Raw genomic sequence first — 17380 nt, forward strand, 5'->3', positions numbered from 1 at the left:
AGTATATTCTACAGAATAAAACTAAACGTTAGGAGCATGACACAATGGGTCTGTTTGACAAACTGAAAAAGCTTGTATCTGATGACAGCGCTGATGCTGGTGCAATCGAAATCATCGCACCTCTTTCTGGTGAAATCGTAAACATCGAAGATGTGCCAGATGTAGTTTTCGCTGAGAAAATCGTTGGTGACGGCATCGCGATCAAACCAGCTGGCGACAAAATGGTAGCTCCAGTTAACGGTACTATCGGTAAGATCTTCGAAACTAACCACGCATTCTCTATCGAGTCTGACGACGGTGTCGAGCTTTTCGTTCACTTCGGTATCGATACTGTTGAACTTAAAGGCGAAGGCTTCACTCGCGTAGCTGAAGAAGGTCAATCTGTTAAAGCTGGTGACACTATCATCACTTTCGACCTAGCGCTTCTAGAAGAGAAAGCGAAATCTACGCTTACTCCAGTTGTTATCTCTAACATGGACGAAATCAAAGAGCTGAACAAGCTTTCTGGTTCTGTAACTGTTGGCGAAACTCCAGTCCTTAAAGTAACTAAGTAATCTCGATTACTTATCTGCTTTAATAAAAACGCTACCTAAGGGTGGCGTTTTTATTACCTGAAACTTTTGTTCCTGAGCGATGTTCATCGCTGTAAGTCATTTAACTGAGCAAGCCAAGTGCCGAGCTCGGACTCTGCTTCGCTTGGGCTAACAATGCGGTAGTCGCATCTTGAAGAACTTGTGAGCGCACCATCTCCGTCGACTCACGCGCAAAATCCGTATCGCGTATCCGCCCTTTAGACTCAGTCACACTCCGGTTCACCGTATTAAGGTTCTCCATCGTGCCACTAACCCGATTTTGGAAGCCACCTATTTCACTTCGATGCGAATCAACATACTTAATTGCCGCGTCAATGACTCCAATTGAAAGCTGCGCCCCGCCAACAGTCGACATATCGATGTTGTCCATTGTGACTAACGCACCAGCACTAACATCAAGCTCATCCGCTAAACTGCCCTCTAACGTTACACCTTCAGGTGCATTCAGCGTCGAGGCAAAGAATTGCAGTTCATTGTTTTCAGTCACTGAGGCACTCACTATCGATTGCTGCGCATTGATATAAGTAGCAACTTGCTCGATGCGACCTCCTAGCTTGAGCCGAATAGATTCTGTTTGGGTTTGCCCTTTACTGTCTTGGTATTCAAATTTAAGGGTTTGACTATCTTTAGTGACTCGCCAATCTTTATCGACCGCATCACCAACATAATGATGCCCTCCCATCTCCGGGATGTGACTGCGCATATTTCGCAGTGTCAGAGAGATAGAGTTGGCATTTGCACCAATATGGAAGCTTTGCGAGCCGTAAGAACCATCAAACAGGTTTTTATCTGCAAATGTCGTCGTGATCGCGACACGATCAAGCTCATCTTGCAGCGCTACGACCTCGTATTGAATACTTTGCCGATCACTTGAGTCATTACTGCCGTTTGCCGCTTGAAGCCCCAGAGAGCGCAAGCGTTGCAATATATCACTGCTCTCATGCAAAGCTCCTTCTGCAGTTTGTGCCACCGAATACGCATCTTGTGCATTTCTCAAGGCGACATCAAGCCCTCTAGTTTGAACGTTAAGAGTATTGGAGATTTGCAGACCTGCAGCATCGTCACTGGCGGAGTTAATACGATAACCTGAGGTGAGGTTTCGCTGAGACTCTATGTTTTGCTCGGCCGCATGACTGAGGTGTCGCTGCGTCATCATCGCAGTGACATTGGTATTTAAAGAGACCATCTAATCGATACTAACTCTTTATCATCTGCCCTATTCGGTGTAGCTAATACGTGATTTGCATAAACAAAAAGCCAGGGGTGAGCCTGGCTTTTGTATCGCGTCGTATTAGGTTAATTAACCTAGTAGGCTAAGTGCCGAGTTTGGCGCTTGTTTCGCTTGAGCAAGAATCGAACTTGAAGCTTGAGAAAGGATCTGAGACTTAGTCATCTGAGTCGTTTCTTTCGCGAAGTCGGTATCTTTAATACGGCTCTTAGATGCATTAACGTTCTCGTTAATGTTGTCTAAGTTGCTGATTGCGTGGTCGAAACGGTTTTGGAAAGCACCCAGCTCTGCACGGTGGCTATCTACGTACTTAAGTGCCGCATCGATGATTGCTACAGACTCTTGAGCACCACCAACAGACGTTACGTCGATAGTATCAACCGTCACTTCTTTAGATGCTTGAATGCCTAGCTCACCAGCAAGACCACCAGAGAAAGACACATCGCCGCTTACTTTGTTGTTGCCCGCGAACATTTGTAGCTTGCCATCTTCAGTTACAGACGCTTTAACAGAGTCTTGTTGACCGTTGATGTATGTCGCTAGCTCTTCGATGTCGTCACCCGCTTTTGCGCTGATGTCGATTTCTTGCGCTTGACCAAAGTTATCTGTGAACGATAGTTTTAGGTCGTTTGAACCCGCTTGTACGTTCCAGTCTTTGTCTTTAGCGTTCTCAGTTTGGTAGCTCTTACCCCCCATCTGAGCGTTATCAGAGCGCATATCTTTTAGGTTCAGCATTACCGCTTCGCCGTTATCCGCACCGATTTGGAATGATTGTGTACCGTAAGTACCGTTAAGTAGCTTGTTACCACCAAAAGACGTTGTTTCCGCGATACGGTTTAGCTCGTCGTTCAGTGCTGTTACTTCTTCTTGAATCGCTACGCGCTCAGCTTTTGAGTTTGAGCCGTTTGAAGATTGTAGAGAAAGGTCACGCATACGTTGCAGGATGTTGGTTGTCTCGTTCATTGCACCTTCAGCGGTTTGTGCAATAGAGATACCGTCGTTCGCGTTACGAACAGCAACGTCTAGGCCGCGGCTTTGAACGTTCAAACGGTTAGAGATTTGTAGGCCCGCCGCGTCATCTTTTGCGCTGTTGATTTTAGAGCCAGAAGCTAGACGCTCCATTGATGTTTGTTGTGCGCTGTTTGCGTTGTTTAGGTAACGTTGCGCAGTCATCGCTGAAACGTTGGTATTTACATTCACTGCCATGGTGATTTCTCCAATTGATTTTCCGGTATTGCGGTTTCCGACGTCTCGGAAAACCAAGTAGTTCTCTCAAAGTTACTTTTAATAACGGCGTAATTGGCGAAACCTTTAGGAAAAAAACAATAAAATTAAAGAAATAGCGATAAAGGATAGGAAAGCGTGACTGGTAGTAAAATTATCAAAAAAAGATAAGAAAAACGCTAAAGTTGTCGAGAAGTCAGTCGAGCGAGGTTTTGTGTTTTTATTAACCTAATAAGGTTAAAGCAAGATTTGGCGCTTGCTTCGCTTGAGCCAGAATGGTGGTGCTCACTTGCTGAAGAATTTGCTGTTTCAGCATTTGAGTGGTTTCTTTAGCGTAATCGGTGTCTTTGATTCGACTGTTTGAAGTAGCCAAGTTTTCATGTACGTTTTCAAGGTTGTTAGTGGCGTGGTCAAAGCGGTTTTGCATCGCACCTAGTTCAGAGCGATGGCTATCCACATATTTCATCGCGGTATCTAGAATAGAAACAGCACGTTGTGCCCCACCCACATCCGTAACATTGATGTCATTCACCGATTCATAGTAACCCGCCGACATCAACAGCTCACTAGCGAGTGAACCAGAGAAAGAGATGGTGCCAGAGGTATCTTCACCAGACATGTAAATCTGAAGCTGTCCATCATTAACCGAAGCTGAGACCAGATCCGTTTGACCATTGATGTAGGTCGCCAACTCTTCAATATCGTCGCCAACTTTCGCATTAATGGTGATCTCTTGAGGCTGACCAAAACGATCGGTAAACGACATCGTCATATCATTCTGGTTTGATTTCACTGCCCACGAGTCATTGGCCATGCCATTCGCGACATAGCTAAAACCGCCCATGTTGATGTCATCAGTGCGCATGCTTTTGAGGCCAATTTGAACCGCCTCGCCTGAGCTGCCACCAATCTGAAACGACGTACTACCAAAGCTACCATTGAGAAGTTTCTTGCCCCCAAATGACGTCGTCTCTGCGATACGATTTAGTTCATCGTTTAATGCGGTAATCTCTTCTTGAATGGCCGTTCTTTCCGATTGGCTATTCGAACCATTACTCGCTTGCAGTGACAAGTCACGCATACGCTGCATGATATTAGTGGTTTCGTTCATCGCGCCTTCGGCAGTTTGCATAATGGATATACCATCATTCGCATTGCGAACAGCGACATCAATACCACTCATCTGCGCTTCTAAACGGTTGGAGATTTGAAGGCCTGCAGCATCGTCTTTGGCACTATTAATACGACTCCCTGAAGCCAAGCGCTCCAAAGATTGGTTCAGCATGTTATTGGCATTAGAGAGGTTCCTCTGAGCCACCAGCGCTGAGACATTGGTATTAACAGTTATAGCCATAGACCTTCACGTAAAAAAGATGAATTACACTCACGATTACTTTTATATCGACCAATTCAGATAAAGCTTTAATAAAAAAGAAGCCCTGAGGCTCCCTTTGTTCATTGTTATTGAGACGACTTATTTAATCGTTAATGCGCTCAACATCTCAGTTGAAGGAGCAAAGTAGTAAGCACCTGTCACTGCCTTAGTAAAGCGAAGCAGTTGGTCTGTTTTGCCATCGGTTACGCCGTACATGCTCTCTAACATCGCATCAAAGTTATGACGAACATTACAGTAAGCAATGAACAATAAGCCATGGTCGCCCGTTGCTGTGCCGTAAGGTAGGCTGTGACGAACGATCTTAAGGCCTTTGCCCTCTTCTTTGATATCTACACGACCAACGTGAGATGCAGCTGGAACATCATCTAGCTCGATTGAGTCAGGCTTAGTACGACCAACCACTTTTTCTTGCGCCGATACATTCAATCGATTCCAAGCAGGAAGGTTATGAACAAAACGCTGCACCATCACGTAGCTACCGCCTGCAAATTCGCCTTCAGGAACAATAGCAACTTCTGCGCGTTGTGCGTCTTTCGGGTTTTCAGTGCCGTCGACGAAATCCGTCATATCACGAGAATCTAGGAAACGGTAACCGTAAGTTTCATCAACCACTTCAACGTCTGCCGCTACTTCAGATAGCAATTTACGTAAGATGAAAAAGTGCAGATCGTGTCGGTTTGAATGGCAATGAATTAGTACATCAGCTGGCGTGCTAGGTGCGGTAACATCGCCTTCGCCAAGCGCTGGGAAGTCGATCAGATCAGTAGGAGCTGCTTGCTCGAACTTGTCCCAAAACGCCTTAGAGAACGCAACTGAAGCCGTCAGGTTCGCATCTGGTTGAGTTTGGTTTAGCTCTTCGATTAGCGCTGGAATCTTTTGGATTTCTGCTAGTACATTAGCAGTGTTAGCATTCACTTTTAGTTGAACGTAAAGAGCGAAAGGCCCAGCTTCAGGCAAAATAGCACTTTGAATGTTAGGCTGCTCATTTGAGACATTAAGCATAGATTATTCCTTCCAGTTTTAGCTTCTAAGTATAATTGTGAATGGGACAAATGTTTTGATGAGAATCAGTCTTCGTGCTCAACCACTTTAAAGCAATCCCGTGCTGCATGGCTATTGGTTAGATAAAGCGCTAACCACAGCAGCAACAATAGAGTCAGACCATTTGACCAACGGAACCAACCGTTATCCAAATAGATTAAATAAATAGTATGGGAGCCCTGCGCTAGAATAGCGGCCATGGTCACCCAACGTCCCCATGACACCACTTTATTGAGGCACTTTCTCTCTGGAGATCTTAGCCCAAATAACCACATCAGTAACAAGCTAGGGACACTCAAGGCAATCCCAACATAAAACATGTGATGATCCGGATAGATGATCTCGAGAATATCGGTTCCCGACTCTCTACTTGCACCTGCAACGATGAAAACGACGAGAGCTTTCGCAAGAAACAGCCAACCTAACCATAATAAGATTGGCGCCTTTAAGAAGCCGTGCTTGTCGTATTGTTCTATGGAGTACCGCACAAATCTCACTTTCACTTGTTTTCAAACCAACACTTTAACGCAAATCATTCATACTTAGTTAGGTTTACGTTATCTTATTGGTTAATACGTTTTTAATTATCGAACTCAGTATGAAAAAGAAAACTAATACACCATCTGTTGAATCTCAACAAGAGGCACTGAAGATAGCCAAAGCGACTCAAAGGCCAGCTCAAACCAAAGAACAAACCAAATTGATTGCTCAGGGTATTGAGAAAGGCATCGCGCTTTACAAGAAACAACAGAAAGAACGCAACCGCCAAGCAGATAAAGCGAAGAAACGCGTACAAAAAGAAAAGCAAACTCAACAAGCGGCTATAGAACAAGAGCACAGTGCAACATCGAGTGTTGAAGCGACATCAAATCACTCAAGTAAATTGCCATGGATACTATTAATCGTGAGCTGGGTAGGTTTTGCGATTTATTTGATGCAATAACAGGACAAACTTATGAAAAAGGAATGGATGGCACTAGCAGTGAGTAGCATGCTGTTGGGGTGTACCACACCCACTTCAGTACCTCATGACGAGGCAGACGGTGTGATAATGGATTATCACGGCATCATTAATATCGACCAGTGTGAGTATAAAGGGGAAGTCACTGGTAGCGAAGGCCATTGGTACAGCTACCTGTTTTACCCGAATGATACCTTGATTCAGGGTGCGATGAATGAGCTTAAAACCAACGCGATCCAGCTTGGTGCAGATACGGTCATCTTTACCCTACCTCAAGATTTTTCCACTTCAGTTACCATGCTTGGTACCGCTTATCTTTGTAAGTAGTTAGCCTCTCTTTTAGCCGCCCCCAAAAAGAAAGCCAGCTTTCGCTGGCTTATGCACTAAATCCAAGGCTTGTTGCTATATCGCCCTTTCGTTCGAGAACCCACTGACTGTCAAATGGTCCCCAGTCGGATAACTGGTAATAGCCATCATTATGACGTCGCCCATCTTGAACAAACATAAGTTCGATACCGATCCCCGGTAACGCCTTGAGTACATCTTGAATAGTACGACGAGGCCAACCCGTTTTTTCGATGAGTTTAGGCACATTTGGCCTATCAAGGCTTTCAACTAACAATGCTAAATATAGCCGCCTTGCAAAAACAGGACTCAACTCCATTGACACCTCCTATATATGTGCAACTCAATTATTTCTTTTTTCGCTGACAACATGTTGAGGCTGATCAATAAGTCTCCAATAGTGACATTTTCTTACTGTTTTTTTTCGCTCAATGAAATATTCCTCACTCTATTTTGTCTGAATTGCCGCTTCCTGATAGGATTCAATTCATAACAATGAAAGAAAATCACCCAGAGGAAGAATAATGACTATCACAATGTTTGGTATCCCAAATTGCGACACGATTAAAAAAGCAAAGAAATGGCTCGAAGCTGAAGGTATCGAGTTCGAATTTCACGATTATCGCAAACAAGGCATCACTGAAGAGTTGGTAACAAGCTTCTGTTCAGAACTTGGCTGGGAGCTAGTACTAAACAAACGTGGCACGACTTATCGTCAGCTTTCTCAAGAGCAAAAAGACACGTTAACAGAGCAAACGGCAATCACTCTGCTTGTTGAACAACCAGCGATGATCAAGCGCCCTATTTTGAAAGTCGATGGCAAACTTCACATCGGCTTTAAAGCTGACCAGTACGCGGCTATTTTTGCGTAATCAGTAACTTTTATAATCAACAACTTGCGCAATAAGCAATATTAGAACAGATAACAAGGCGTAGAGCGTGCTCTGTTCAACGCCTGAAATTAATGACTCGACGTTTTATTTAAACAAGGAATTCAAGGATGACAGATAGCCCAACTTTGGCTCTGGCAAAAGACCTCATTAGCCGTCAATCGGTAACCCCTGAAGATGCAGGCTGCCAAGAGCTAATGATTAATCGCTTAAAAGCACTCGGTTTTAAAATCGAAGTAATGGTATTTGAGGATACGACGAACTTCTGGGCTCGCCGAGGTACTGAAGCACCTCTGTTTGCTTTTGCAGGTCACACAGACGTGGTACCAGCCGGGCCAATCGAACAATGGAACACCAAGCCCTTTGAGCCAACCATTGTTGATGGCTACTTATACGGTCGTGGTGCGGCAGACATGAAAGGTTCTCTGGCTTCAATGATTGTTGCTGTTGAGCAATTCATTGAGAAATACCCAGACCATTCAGGCTCAATTGGCTTCCTTATCACCTCAGATGAAGAAGGCCCTTTCATCAACGGTACGGTACGTGTTGTTGAAGCTCTAATGGCACGCGGTGAGAACATCGACATGTGTATTGTTGGTGAACCGTCAAGCACTGAGTTTGTAGGCGATGTGGTGAAGAACGGCCGTCGTGGCTCTATCACAGGCGATCTAACGATTAAAGGTACGCAAGGTCACGTTGCCTACCCTCACCTAGCGAATAACCCGGTACATAGCTCTCTACTGGCAATTCACGAGCTAGCGACGACGGAGTGGGACCAAGGCAATGACTACTTCCCACCAACCAGTTTCCAGATTCCGAATGTGAGTGCGGGTACTGGCGCGTCTAACGTGATTCCAGGTGAGTTTAATGTTCAGTTTAACCTGCGTTTTAGCACAGAGTTAAGCAATGACGTTATCGTTGAGCGCGTGACAACAACGCTCGATAAATACGATTTCGAATACGATCTTAAGTGGACCTTCAATGGTGACCCGTTCCTAACAGACGCAGGCTCACTGCTCGATGCGATTGTTGATGCCGTTGGTCACGTTAATGATGTTAAGCCAGCACTGCTGACAACCGGCGGTACGTCTGATGGTCGCTTCATTGCCCGAATGGGTGGACAAGTGGTTGAACTAGGCCCAGTTAACGCGACCATTCACAAAGTTAACGAATGCGTGAAAGTAGCAGATTTAGAGAAGCTAACTGACATGTACGAAAGAACGTTGGTGAACTTGTTCGCTAAATAGATCTTTCCTAGCGAAGTATCACTTCCAAACATTAGAGACGCGTTATGACACCAGAGCAGCTTACCGGACAATCAGATTCTCATCTGGCACCGACACTAATTGGTACTAAGACCTTCTTGGTACACAATGACGTTATCGACGACCTAAACAGTTTGATTGAAGCTGCTCGGCTTGCTGGTTTTAAAATGGAGATCGCCAGTGGCTTTCGTGACTATGACAGGCAATCGCTGATATGGAACCGTAAGTTTTCTGGTGAAGCCCCGATCTTAAATTCTGATAGCCAACCACTTGATGCATCAACACTCACTGAACATCAAAAGTTGTCGGCGATTCTAAGGTGGTCTGCGCTTCCTGGAGCGAGTCGACACCACTGGGGCTGTGACTTCGATGTCTTTGCTCGTAACCACCTTCCAGAAGGTGCACAGCTGCAACTAGAGCCTTGGGAATACCTTACTGGCCACCAACAAGCGTTTTATCAATGGCTCTCTGCTAATGCTGAACAATTGGGGTTCTTTTTTCCCTATAGCCAAGATCTTGGTGGTGTGGCGATAGAACCTTGGCATATTAGCCATCGTAACGTTTCAGAGCTGTGTTTATCACAGTTATCCCCGACTTTACTTGGCAAGCAGCTCAAATCTAAGCCAGTATTAGGGTATGAGATTATTATGGAGCAGCTAGACGATATCTATGCGCGCTTCGTAGCAAACATCAGCCATTAGGAGCGCTTATGTTAGAGTGGCTTACAAACCCTTGGGTTATCATCATCATCGTGGTTAGCGTTGTGGTAGGTAACATCGCAGCTCTAAAACAGACCGCTAATATGGATCTCGGAAAGACAAGCCGCAGCAAACGAGAGAGCGACTTGGACAAGCTCAATCGGCTAGATAAGCAGAACCAAGAGAAAGCTCAATCGAAAGAGACCAAAGGTAGCTAATCTTACGGTCAAACGAACACAAAAAAGAGGACACAATGTGTCCTCTTTTTATTTGTTTACACTGAAACATTGGCTGAACTAAAAGGGCCTATTTTCCGAGGCCCTTTAACCTATCAAGGTTTGCTTACTCAGCTTCCGCCGCTTTATCATCTTTGGTTTGGTCTGCAACGTGTGCTAGAACAGGAACCAACGACTTGAGCAGCTTCTCTTCTACTGGCTTACCTGACGCATCCGTCACGTTAATTGACGTTCGGTTGCCAAGATCACCAAACAGGAAGTTATAAGTACCTGATTTTAAGTCAACAGGTTGCAAGCCAACTTCTTCCCAGAACTCATCATCTGGTGCTGCGTACTTAGCTTTAACCGTACCCTGAGATTGGTTACGCTCTTCAAGCTCAAAGCCCATCGCCGGTAACAAGGTTGGCAAACGCTGCCAGAATAGGTTGTATGGAGTCCGAGCAATAATCACTGGTAAACCGCTACGATCGGCCCCCATTGAGATTGGAATACGCTTCACTAACTCTTGTGCTTTCAGCGCTGCTTCAGCACGTAAGTTTTCATCGTATTTAGCCATCACTAAATTGGTTAAGAAAGCGTTGTAACGTTCTTTGTTGGTTGCCGTTACTGGCTTATCTTTATTACCTTCACGCCAGTCGATAAGATTAATCTTGAAGCCATAACGGTTGTTCGCTTGGAAACGAGAGATAGAGTAGCGGCTGCCGATCTCTACGTCTTCGTCCTCAGAAACCCAAGTAACCCAATCGGTCTCAATCTCGTTCTCTGACTGCTCTCGAATACCAATGCTACGCTGAGCTAACATGTCGACAGCAGTCTGCCATACTCGGTCTGCCTCTTCTGCGCGAAGCAGCCATAATGTTACTTCACCATTTTGACGCTCAGTACGAGCACCAGGGATCAATTCAAGCACCTGCTGCGGTGGGCGAATATCCACATCACGCCCTACACCACCGCTGAATTCACCGCTTGGAATGTCAAAGTTTGGGTAGAACTGAGGCTGAGCTTCTTCTGGCAACTGCCACTGTGAAAACTCAGGCGTTTCTAAGTATTCGAAATCATCTTTGGCTTGACGACGTTGAGTCGGGCTGCCAGAACATGCTGTAAGAACGAAAACAGCCAGTGACCCAATCACTAGCTGGTGAGAATACTTCATTTACACTCCTAAATGCCGAAGGTTCGCTTCGGCATCACTTCATACGTTTTTAGTAAATACACGCTTCAGTCATTGCTTGAGCAACAACAGGTTGAGCTGGTTCTGACAGTTCAGTCAGAGGTAAGCGTAAGCTACCTTCAGCGATCAGACCCATTTTATGAACCGCCCATTTTACGGGAATAGGGTTAGACTCAACGAACAAATTCTTATGTAGAGGCATCAAACGCTCATTGATCGCTTCTGCTTCTGCAAACTTACCCTCTTTAGCAAGTTTGAACATAGTAGCCATATCCGCCGCTGCAACGTTATTCGTTACAGAAATCACGCCATCACCACCACGCTTAACAAATTCTAGACCTGTTAAGTCATCACCACTTAGTAAGATAAAATCTTCGCCACAAAGTTCACGGTGAATTGCAATTCTGTCGAGATCACCCGTCGCATCTTTAAGTGCAACAATGTTTTCGATCTCAGAAAGGCGAGCAACTGTCTCTGGTAATAGGTCTACTGCTGTACGACCTGGTACATTGTATAAGATTTGAGGAACATCACTTACTTCAGCAATCGCCTTGTAGTGTTGGTACAAGCCTTCTTGAGTCGGTTTGTTGTAGTAAGGTGTTACGCTCAGGCAACCCGCAATACCAGAACCGTTCAATAAACGACTGAATAGCACTGACTCGTGCGTCGCGTTTGCGCCAGTGCCAGCAATAACAGGGATACGGCCATCAGCAAATTCGACGACTTTATTAACGACTTTAACATGCTCTTCAATAGTGAGTGTTGAAGACTCACCGGTTGTGCCAACCGCAACCAAGCCATCACTACCAGCAGCAACATGGTGCTCAACCAACTTTTTAAGGCTGTCGAAATCCACTTCGCCGTCTGTATTAAATGGCGTCACTAGCGCAACGATACTTCCTGAAAACATGTCTATCTCCGTTAATTTATTCTTTTTGCATGTTACTGTAAGCCAATCAATAAACACAAGACATTAAAGTGGCTTAGCGGCAACATCGGTATGAAATATTGTCGTATGTTTGAGGTAAAACGGCTTATCGCGCCATTCAGCCTAAAATTTGTATAACTTGGGCTCAATCTAACGGATAGGAAAACCGTCAATGTCAATATCAGGTAAGCTGTACAGCCATTCGACAAACTTGCGTTTTCGCGGTTTAGATATTCTTTTCATTTGTTGCCAGTTAGACGCAAGATGAGTCATAAAAAGCCCCGCTTGCACGCTTATTCCTCCTGCTAACTGTGCTAACATGCATGAATCAATGGAATATATAGAGACGTGATTTTATGACTCAACATCTAGTAATCACAGCTGTGGGCACAGATCGCCCAGGTGTTTGTAACCAAGTGGTTCACTTGGTCACTCAATCAGGCTGTAACATTATTGATAGCCGTATCGCCCTGTTTGGCGAGGAATTTACGCTTATCATGCTGCTGTCTGGTAAAGCAAACAACATCACCCGTGTTGAAACCACCCTGCCCTTGCTTGGCCAAGAGCACGACTTGATTACGATTATGAAGCGAACCTCTCCGCATGATGTGGTAGAGAACTCCTACACGCTCGAAGTGTTCGTTGAGTCAGATGACAAACTCGGCTTGACCGAGCAGTTCACACAATTCTTTGCAGACCGAGACATCGGCCTCGACTCGCTGAGCGCACAAACGATCAATAAATCTAAGGTCCAGCTCGATAACGACCAATTCCATATCTCTATTACCGCTTCTGTGCAGTCAGAATGTAATTTGATGCAGCTACAAGAAGAATTCAACTCGCTGTGTCAGAGCCTATCAGTCCAAGGCTCGCTCAACTTTATTAAAAACAGTCTTTAAAAAGGAAATATCATGAATACGCTAACGGCTGGTGTTCCAGCACCTGCTTTTTCTCTTCCGGATCAAGATGGCAATATCGTATCTCTTGGTGACTTCAAGGGTAAAAAGGTCCTTTTCTACTTCTACCCAAAAGCAATGACTCCAGGTTGCATCGTGCAAGCAGAAGGCCTACGTGATATCAAAGCACAGCTGGATGACCTAAACGTGGTTGTTCTGGGTGTTAGTATCGACCCAGTGAAACGCCTACCGAACTTCATTGAGAAGAAATCTCTAAACTTCACACTACTATCTGACGAAGACCACAGTGTTGCTGAGCAATTTGGTGTTTGGGGCGAGAAGAAGTTCATGGGCAAGGTTTACGATGGCCTGCACCGCATTAGCTTCCTAATCGATGAAGAAGGTCAGATTGAACACGTCTTCAACAAGTTCAAGACAAAGACTCACCACGAAGTGGTTCTAGAGTACTTCAACCAAGAAGCTTAATACATGCCAGTTTGCGAGCCCTCGTTATAACGATAACGGGTCAACCTCAGCGAATGCAGCCGTTAAAAAGGCCGAATCTCGATGATTCGGCCTTTTGGTAACGCATAATGATGGTTGGCGATCCTCTAGGGAGTTTGGCTCACACCAGCTTCCCTAAAGCGGTGGACTGAAAAGACCTTGTGTTTTAAGTCAGCCTAGTCTTGTTCTGCTAGTGCAAGTATCTCCGCTATCTGATGCACATAATCAGACAGAATAATACGGAGTACGGGCCGCCACCTCACTTCAGGAGTTTCCGCTATCTGAGCCAGCCTATGGTTAAAGCGCGACCAAAATAGTCCTTCGGTTTCTGACGAGATAGTCGCAGTCATATTCATACCATCTTCCATGTGCAAAACTTCATCAAACAAAAACGGTGTCTGATGATATTGATAAAAGGGTAAACGCATTGACCAAGGATTAACGGTAAAATACATATGTGGCTTATTTAGATAAGCATTAAACAATACCCCCTCCTCGATCGGTTGAGAAGCGAATACATCCCTTTGCCACATAGTTGGCAACATATTGTCGGTATGCTGCTGACGAAGTCTATAGAGCGCTGAGAAGATAAAGTCACCAAATTTATCCCAACTTTTTTCGAAAGCGACTTGGCTCAGTTCGTAGTCCAATTGTTTAGATAAGTACTCCACGGCTTGAGCTGGTGTGCTCTCAGGGTTGATCCTACTCAATACTTCTATCAAAGCAGGATATTTTGCACTGATGACATCCAACGAGGGGTTACCTCTATAGAAGTAGTGTCTTTGCTCTGTTAGACGTGCTTGCCATTGATGCCACAGTTGCTCAAGTGGATACTTCAACTCCTGCTCAGTCCAGCCATGTTGAATTCTTCGTTGGACATATTGCTGAATATCAAGATCAAATAAGGGAGCGTCTTGCATATAACGTAAAACAGGGTCGCGGCGCTCATCAAATTGAATTAACTTCCCAGGGTAATCTTGGCAGTACGTTCCACCGCAAATATAACCCGCGTCAACACGAAATGAGCCACTTTCTATCTCTTCTTCGGTCAACGGATATGGGTGCTGATAAACAACCGAAGCAAATCGCTCCAATGCCACTAACCGAGCTTTTTCATACAAGGCATCCGAATAGTCCTTATAGCTCTGCTGCGCTCGCATAAAACGCGCATTTGTCGTCGATGTTTCAATACTCTTGTTTATATAAATGGTTCGCCAATCAAGAATAAGATTAGAAATTTCTTGTCCAGCTGCACGCTCACTGCGCAGAAGTAAGCTTCTCAAACCATTGGTCATCGAATCATTATTAAACGTTACCAGAGTACCAAGATGGCCGGGCAAATTGCTTGCTAGACACTGATATAAGGACTGATTGATCGTGGCTTTATCCCCTTCTCCTGTTGCAAAATAGGCATGAGCATTCTGCCGTTCAATACCGCATAGAGATTGTCCGATGACAGAGAGCTGTGCTGGTCTAATGCCGTTCAAACGTGTGAGCTGGGTAGCGAAAAACTCATAGTCCATATGCGAAAGAATCACATCGAGCTTATTCTGCTTCTCCAAAACTTGCTCGATATAAAGTGCATCGAAATGAAGAATATTATTATCGATAATACGTTTAAGATTTTCTGTTGCATGAGAGCGCAACGTTTCAAAGTCATGCTTTAACGTATTCTGACTATTACTCAACAAGGCTTTATCGGGTGTTGATACCGAATAACGATAGTAATCTTGTTGGTTCATTTGCCGAATTATTGTATCAGTAGTCGCTCGGTGAGATTGATAATCTACCCAGCTTACGGCTTCATTAATGGCTGGCACGATACTAAAAAAGTTCTGCGCTCGATCGAGGTCGGTTTGATGATCATCATACACAGAGCGGGTTACACTCTCCCACCAAGGCCCAAGAATACCAATATCAGCGATAAACATGGCTGTTTTGAAAGATTCTTTAAATACCTGCTTTACGACTTTGGTTTTAATATTGGTCATTCCAAGACGACTAACAGCCTCAGCTTCTTCTATCTCCATCATATCTTGAGCATCAATACCAATCGACAGTATCTGATCCGTGTTTGACATCCATGAAGAGGAAGTTCCGCCAATCGCTGCGTTACTAAAATCTATACCAGGGATAGCCTCTAACGCCATCGCCTCATCACTAAAGCTAGCGATATCGTCAGAAAACTCACTCTCGAGACTTTCCATCCACTCAAATTCACTTTTGACCTTTGTGTCAGCGAGATTACATATCGTCGCATGGGCAACACCACTCATCATTAGCCATACAATAGACAGCCTAATCAAAATCCTCATTACATTGCCTCCGGAAGACAAATACTTGAAGCAGAGCTTAACTGTGAAGACATAAATTCTGTTTGGCCATAGCGTTTCATCAAGGATTGCCATTCTTGTGCGCGCTCAAAGCTCAACTTAGGGTTAAGCGTTAGCTCATTAGAGGCTCGACTGATCATAAGTTTGGGGTTAAACGATGCTTTCAATGATTGAGCGATAGGAAATAAGTGCTCCGATTGCCCCATCCCAAATAAAACGACATGACTGCGATTACTAAGCTGTACCAAATCCTGGGCGATGATGCCCTCTGATGAGAAGGTCAACGTGTTGATGGGCTGTACTTCAAAGCTCGCGTAAGCCTCAAGTAAGTTCTGTCTTGCCGAGATAGCCACTTGCAGGTTGTCACTCTCCAACGGTGAGAGATTTTCAGGGACTGTCACATAAATGGGGTATTGGTATTTTGCAGCCATGCGAAACACCTCGGCATCGAGCATAGAGATGCTTTTTAGATCCGCATGAGTCAGGTAATCATGGTTTAAAACCAGCGCAGGTTTTGCCCCCGAGGTCATAAAACGTTTAACTCTCTTAAACATCTTATAGTTGTTTCCTTGACTAGAGACTGTGCTCTTTAATTCGATACCTAATGTTGGAACATCCGCATCAAGCGCAACCATCTGATAGTCAAACATCTCTTTAGGCCAAACCATGTCTCTTACTGGGGCTCCACGCTCTATTGCCAAGTGAAACTCACTCACCGCCAATTCGCGATTCATTGCATTGAGAGACTCCATCGTATCGACAAACTGTTGACTATCGATACTCGAATGAGAAAGGCGAGACGCCTCTACCCACTGCTGTCGATAAGCCATACGTTGATTCACACGGCTTAATCGCTCTTGGGTAATAATGTGCTTTTCGATCGGATTTAGCGGATCGCTATAGGCAAGACCAGCCGCTGATATCTCGGAACCACTCAGTTCAACCCTTCTCTCCTGTCCCTCCAAAGAGCGAATAAGAGTCGTTGCTGCCTCGATGAAGGATCCCGTCAAGTAGTCCCGACCATGCAGCATTTGGTGACCGGTATCAACAACAGTATCTGCGATGTCAAAACTATCGGGTATGTAATAGGAGCTTCTTGGAGCCAGATAAATCACAGCCGGCACTCCCAAACCATTGGAAGCATTCGCGAGAAAGCCAGGATCGAACAAAAGTGGACGAGTCCTTGACCAGCCAGACAAAGATAACCGAAACACCAAATGAATCTGCTTAGCAACTTCACGAGGCGCGTCTATCGCATAAGCAGGTTGCTCTCCTGGTCGTGCTATCGGTGCATAATCATTAATCTGGCGGATAATTTCTCGTCCAGAAGGGGTACTGTTAAGGGCGTTTAGGTGGGCTTGGACGGTTTGAATAAATGAGTTGTCGGTAGTCTGCACATAAATATGCCGATCCACTTGATATAAGTGACCCTCTTCAGATGACGTCGCGATGACTCGCCTCCCATCAGGGGGAGTATGAATAGAAATGGACGCATGTGCGTTGAAGCAGGCGAGTGCAAGAAAGATGAATTTGATTTTCATGGTACAGCTCTGTTGGGTGGAAGAGCTTTATTCGATAAGAGAGACAGGGCCGCATTCACTATGCTTACCTAAAGAACAAAGGATTAATGCAAAGTGTTTGCACATGCGATGGCATATTGAACCATCATAA

19 protein-coding genes are annotated in these 17380 nt (G+C 44.9%); 9 read left to right on the forward strand and 10 right to left on the reverse strand.

Annotated elements, in window-relative coordinates; genetic code table 11:
- Positions 1 to 44: 44 nt before the first annotated feature.
- Positions 45 to 554, forward strand: coding sequence for a PTS glucose transporter subunit IIA (crr, locus tag BTO10_RS17980; RefSeq protein WP_004737851.1), 510 nt, complete (start codon positions 45 to 47; stop codon positions 552 to 554).
- A 100-nt stretch (positions 555 to 654) separates the two neighbouring features.
- Here crr and BTO10_RS17985 read toward each other — a convergent pair whose 3' ends face one another.
- The 5 genes from BTO10_RS17985 to BTO10_RS18005 all read right to left on the reverse strand — a co-directional run bounded on the left by BTO10_RS17985 (position 655) and on the right by BTO10_RS18005 (position 5970).
- Positions 655 to 1779, reverse strand: a complete 1125-nt coding sequence (locus BTO10_RS17985; protein WP_105025400.1) for a flagellin — start codon at positions 1777 to 1779, stop codon at positions 655 to 657.
- Between the two features lie 114 nt (positions 1780 to 1893).
- Positions 1894 to 3027 (reverse strand): flagellin, encoded by a 1134-nt coding sequence (locus BTO10_RS17990; RefSeq protein ID WP_008222983.1) that lies wholly within the window; start codon positions 3025 to 3027, stop codon positions 1894 to 1896.
- 241 nt (positions 3028 to 3268) lie between these two features.
- Positions 3269 to 4399, reverse strand: coding sequence for a flagellin (locus BTO10_RS17995; RefSeq protein ID WP_105025401.1), 1131 nt, complete (start codon positions 4397 to 4399; stop codon positions 3269 to 3271).
- Between the two features lie 120 nt (positions 4400 to 4519).
- Positions 4520 to 5443, reverse strand: a complete 924-nt coding sequence (locus BTO10_RS18000) for a Dyp-type peroxidase (protein ID WP_105025402.1) — start codon at positions 5441 to 5443, stop codon at positions 4520 to 4522.
- Between the two features lie 65 nt (positions 5444 to 5508).
- Positions 5509 to 5970 carry a DUF2919 domain-containing protein gene (locus tag BTO10_RS18005; RefSeq protein ID WP_105025403.1) on the reverse strand — a complete coding sequence of 154 codons (462 nt, stop codon included), beginning with the start codon at positions 5968 to 5970 and terminating at the stop codon, positions 5509 to 5511.
- Positions 5971 to 6080: 110 nt separating this feature from the next.
- On the opposite strand from BTO10_RS18005, the gene BTO10_RS18010 reads away from it, so the two are divergent.
- Entirely contained in the window at positions 6081 to 6425 is a 345-nt protein-coding gene (locus tag BTO10_RS18010) for a DUF2956 domain-containing protein (protein WP_004741667.1), read from the forward strand.
- Between the two features lie 12 nt (positions 6426 to 6437).
- Entirely contained in the window at positions 6438 to 6770 is a 333-nt protein-coding gene (locus BTO10_RS18015) for a DUF4156 domain-containing protein (RefSeq protein ID WP_032554388.1), read from the forward strand.
- Between the two features lie 49 nt (positions 6771 to 6819).
- Here the strand turns inward: BTO10_RS18015 and BTO10_RS18020 are convergent, their stop codons facing one another.
- On the reverse strand, positions 6820 to 7107 hold the full coding sequence (locus tag BTO10_RS18020) for a winged helix-turn-helix domain-containing protein (protein WP_004741665.1): 288 nt from the start codon (positions 7105 to 7107) through the stop codon (positions 6820 to 6822).
- A 205-nt stretch (positions 7108 to 7312) separates the two neighbouring features.
- Here BTO10_RS18020 and BTO10_RS18025 point away from each other — a divergent pair, with 205 nt between their 5' ends.
- The 4 genes from BTO10_RS18025 (at position 7313) to BTO10_RS18040 (ending at position 9859) form a co-directional block, all read left to right on the forward strand.
- Entirely contained in the window at positions 7313 to 7660 is a 348-nt protein-coding gene (locus tag BTO10_RS18025) for an ArsC family reductase (protein ID WP_004741664.1), read from the forward strand.
- Positions 7661 to 7788: 128 nt separating this feature from the next.
- A complete protein-coding gene (dapE, locus tag BTO10_RS18030) occupies positions 7789 to 8925 on the forward strand; it encodes a succinyl-diaminopimelate desuccinylase (RefSeq protein ID WP_105025404.1) in 1137 nt (378 codons plus the stop codon).
- A gap of 44 nt (positions 8926 to 8969) precedes the next feature.
- Complete coding sequence (locus tag BTO10_RS18035; protein ID WP_105025405.1) at positions 8970 to 9644, forward strand: M15 family metallopeptidase; 675 nt, start codon at positions 8970 to 8972, stop codon at positions 9642 to 9644.
- An 8-nt stretch (positions 9645 to 9652) separates the two neighbouring features.
- Entirely contained in the window at positions 9653 to 9859 is a 207-nt protein-coding gene (locus BTO10_RS18040) for a DUF2897 family protein (RefSeq protein WP_105025406.1), read from the forward strand.
- Between the two features lie 124 nt (positions 9860 to 9983).
- On the opposite strand, the gene bamC is transcribed toward BTO10_RS18040, so the two are convergent.
- Together bamC and dapA are read right to left on the reverse strand one after the other, a co-directional pair.
- Entirely contained in the window at positions 9984 to 11030 is a 1047-nt protein-coding gene (gene bamC / locus BTO10_RS18045; RefSeq protein WP_105025407.1) for an outer membrane protein assembly factor BamC, read from the reverse strand.
- Between the two features lie 49 nt (positions 11031 to 11079).
- Positions 11080 to 11958: a 4-hydroxy-tetrahydrodipicolinate synthase gene (gene dapA, locus BTO10_RS18050; RefSeq protein ID WP_105025408.1), complete on the reverse strand. Its 879-nt coding sequence runs from the start codon at positions 11956 to 11958 to the stop codon at positions 11080 to 11082.
- A gap of 374 nt (positions 11959 to 12332) precedes the next feature.
- Here dapA and BTO10_RS18055 point away from each other — a divergent pair, with 374 nt between their 5' ends.
- Both BTO10_RS18055 and bcp read left to right on the forward strand, forming a co-directional pair.
- Positions 12333 to 12875: a glycine cleavage system protein R gene (locus BTO10_RS18055; RefSeq protein WP_004741657.1), complete on the forward strand. Its 543-nt coding sequence runs from the start codon at positions 12333 to 12335 to the stop codon at positions 12873 to 12875.
- A 12-nt stretch (positions 12876 to 12887) separates the two neighbouring features.
- The gene (gene bcp / locus BTO10_RS18060; RefSeq protein WP_004741656.1) at positions 12888 to 13358 is read left to right on the forward strand and encodes a thioredoxin-dependent thiol peroxidase; all 471 of its coding nucleotides are present in this window, start codon (positions 12888 to 12890) and stop codon (positions 13356 to 13358) included.
- Positions 13359 to 13552: 194 nt separating this feature from the next.
- On the opposite strand, the gene BTO10_RS18065 is transcribed toward bcp, so the two are convergent.
- Both BTO10_RS18065 and BTO10_RS18070 read right to left on the reverse strand, forming a co-directional pair.
- Positions 13553 to 15655 carry a hypothetical protein gene (locus BTO10_RS18065; protein ID WP_258099576.1) on the reverse strand — a complete coding sequence of 701 codons (2103 nt, stop codon included), beginning with the start codon at positions 15653 to 15655 and terminating at the stop codon, positions 13553 to 13555.
- Between the two features lie 35 nt (positions 15656 to 15690).
- The gene (locus BTO10_RS18070; protein WP_258099578.1) at positions 15691 to 17106 is read right to left on the reverse strand and encodes a hypothetical protein; all 1416 of its coding nucleotides are present in this window, start codon (positions 17104 to 17106) and stop codon (positions 15691 to 15693) included.
- Between the last annotated feature and the right edge of the window lie 274 nt (positions 17107 to 17380).

Origin of the sequence: Vibrio chagasii, from assembly GCF_002954585.1 — a bacterium.
Classification (GTDB): Bacteria; Pseudomonadota; Gammaproteobacteria; order Enterobacterales; family Vibrionaceae; genus Vibrio; species Vibrio chagasii_A.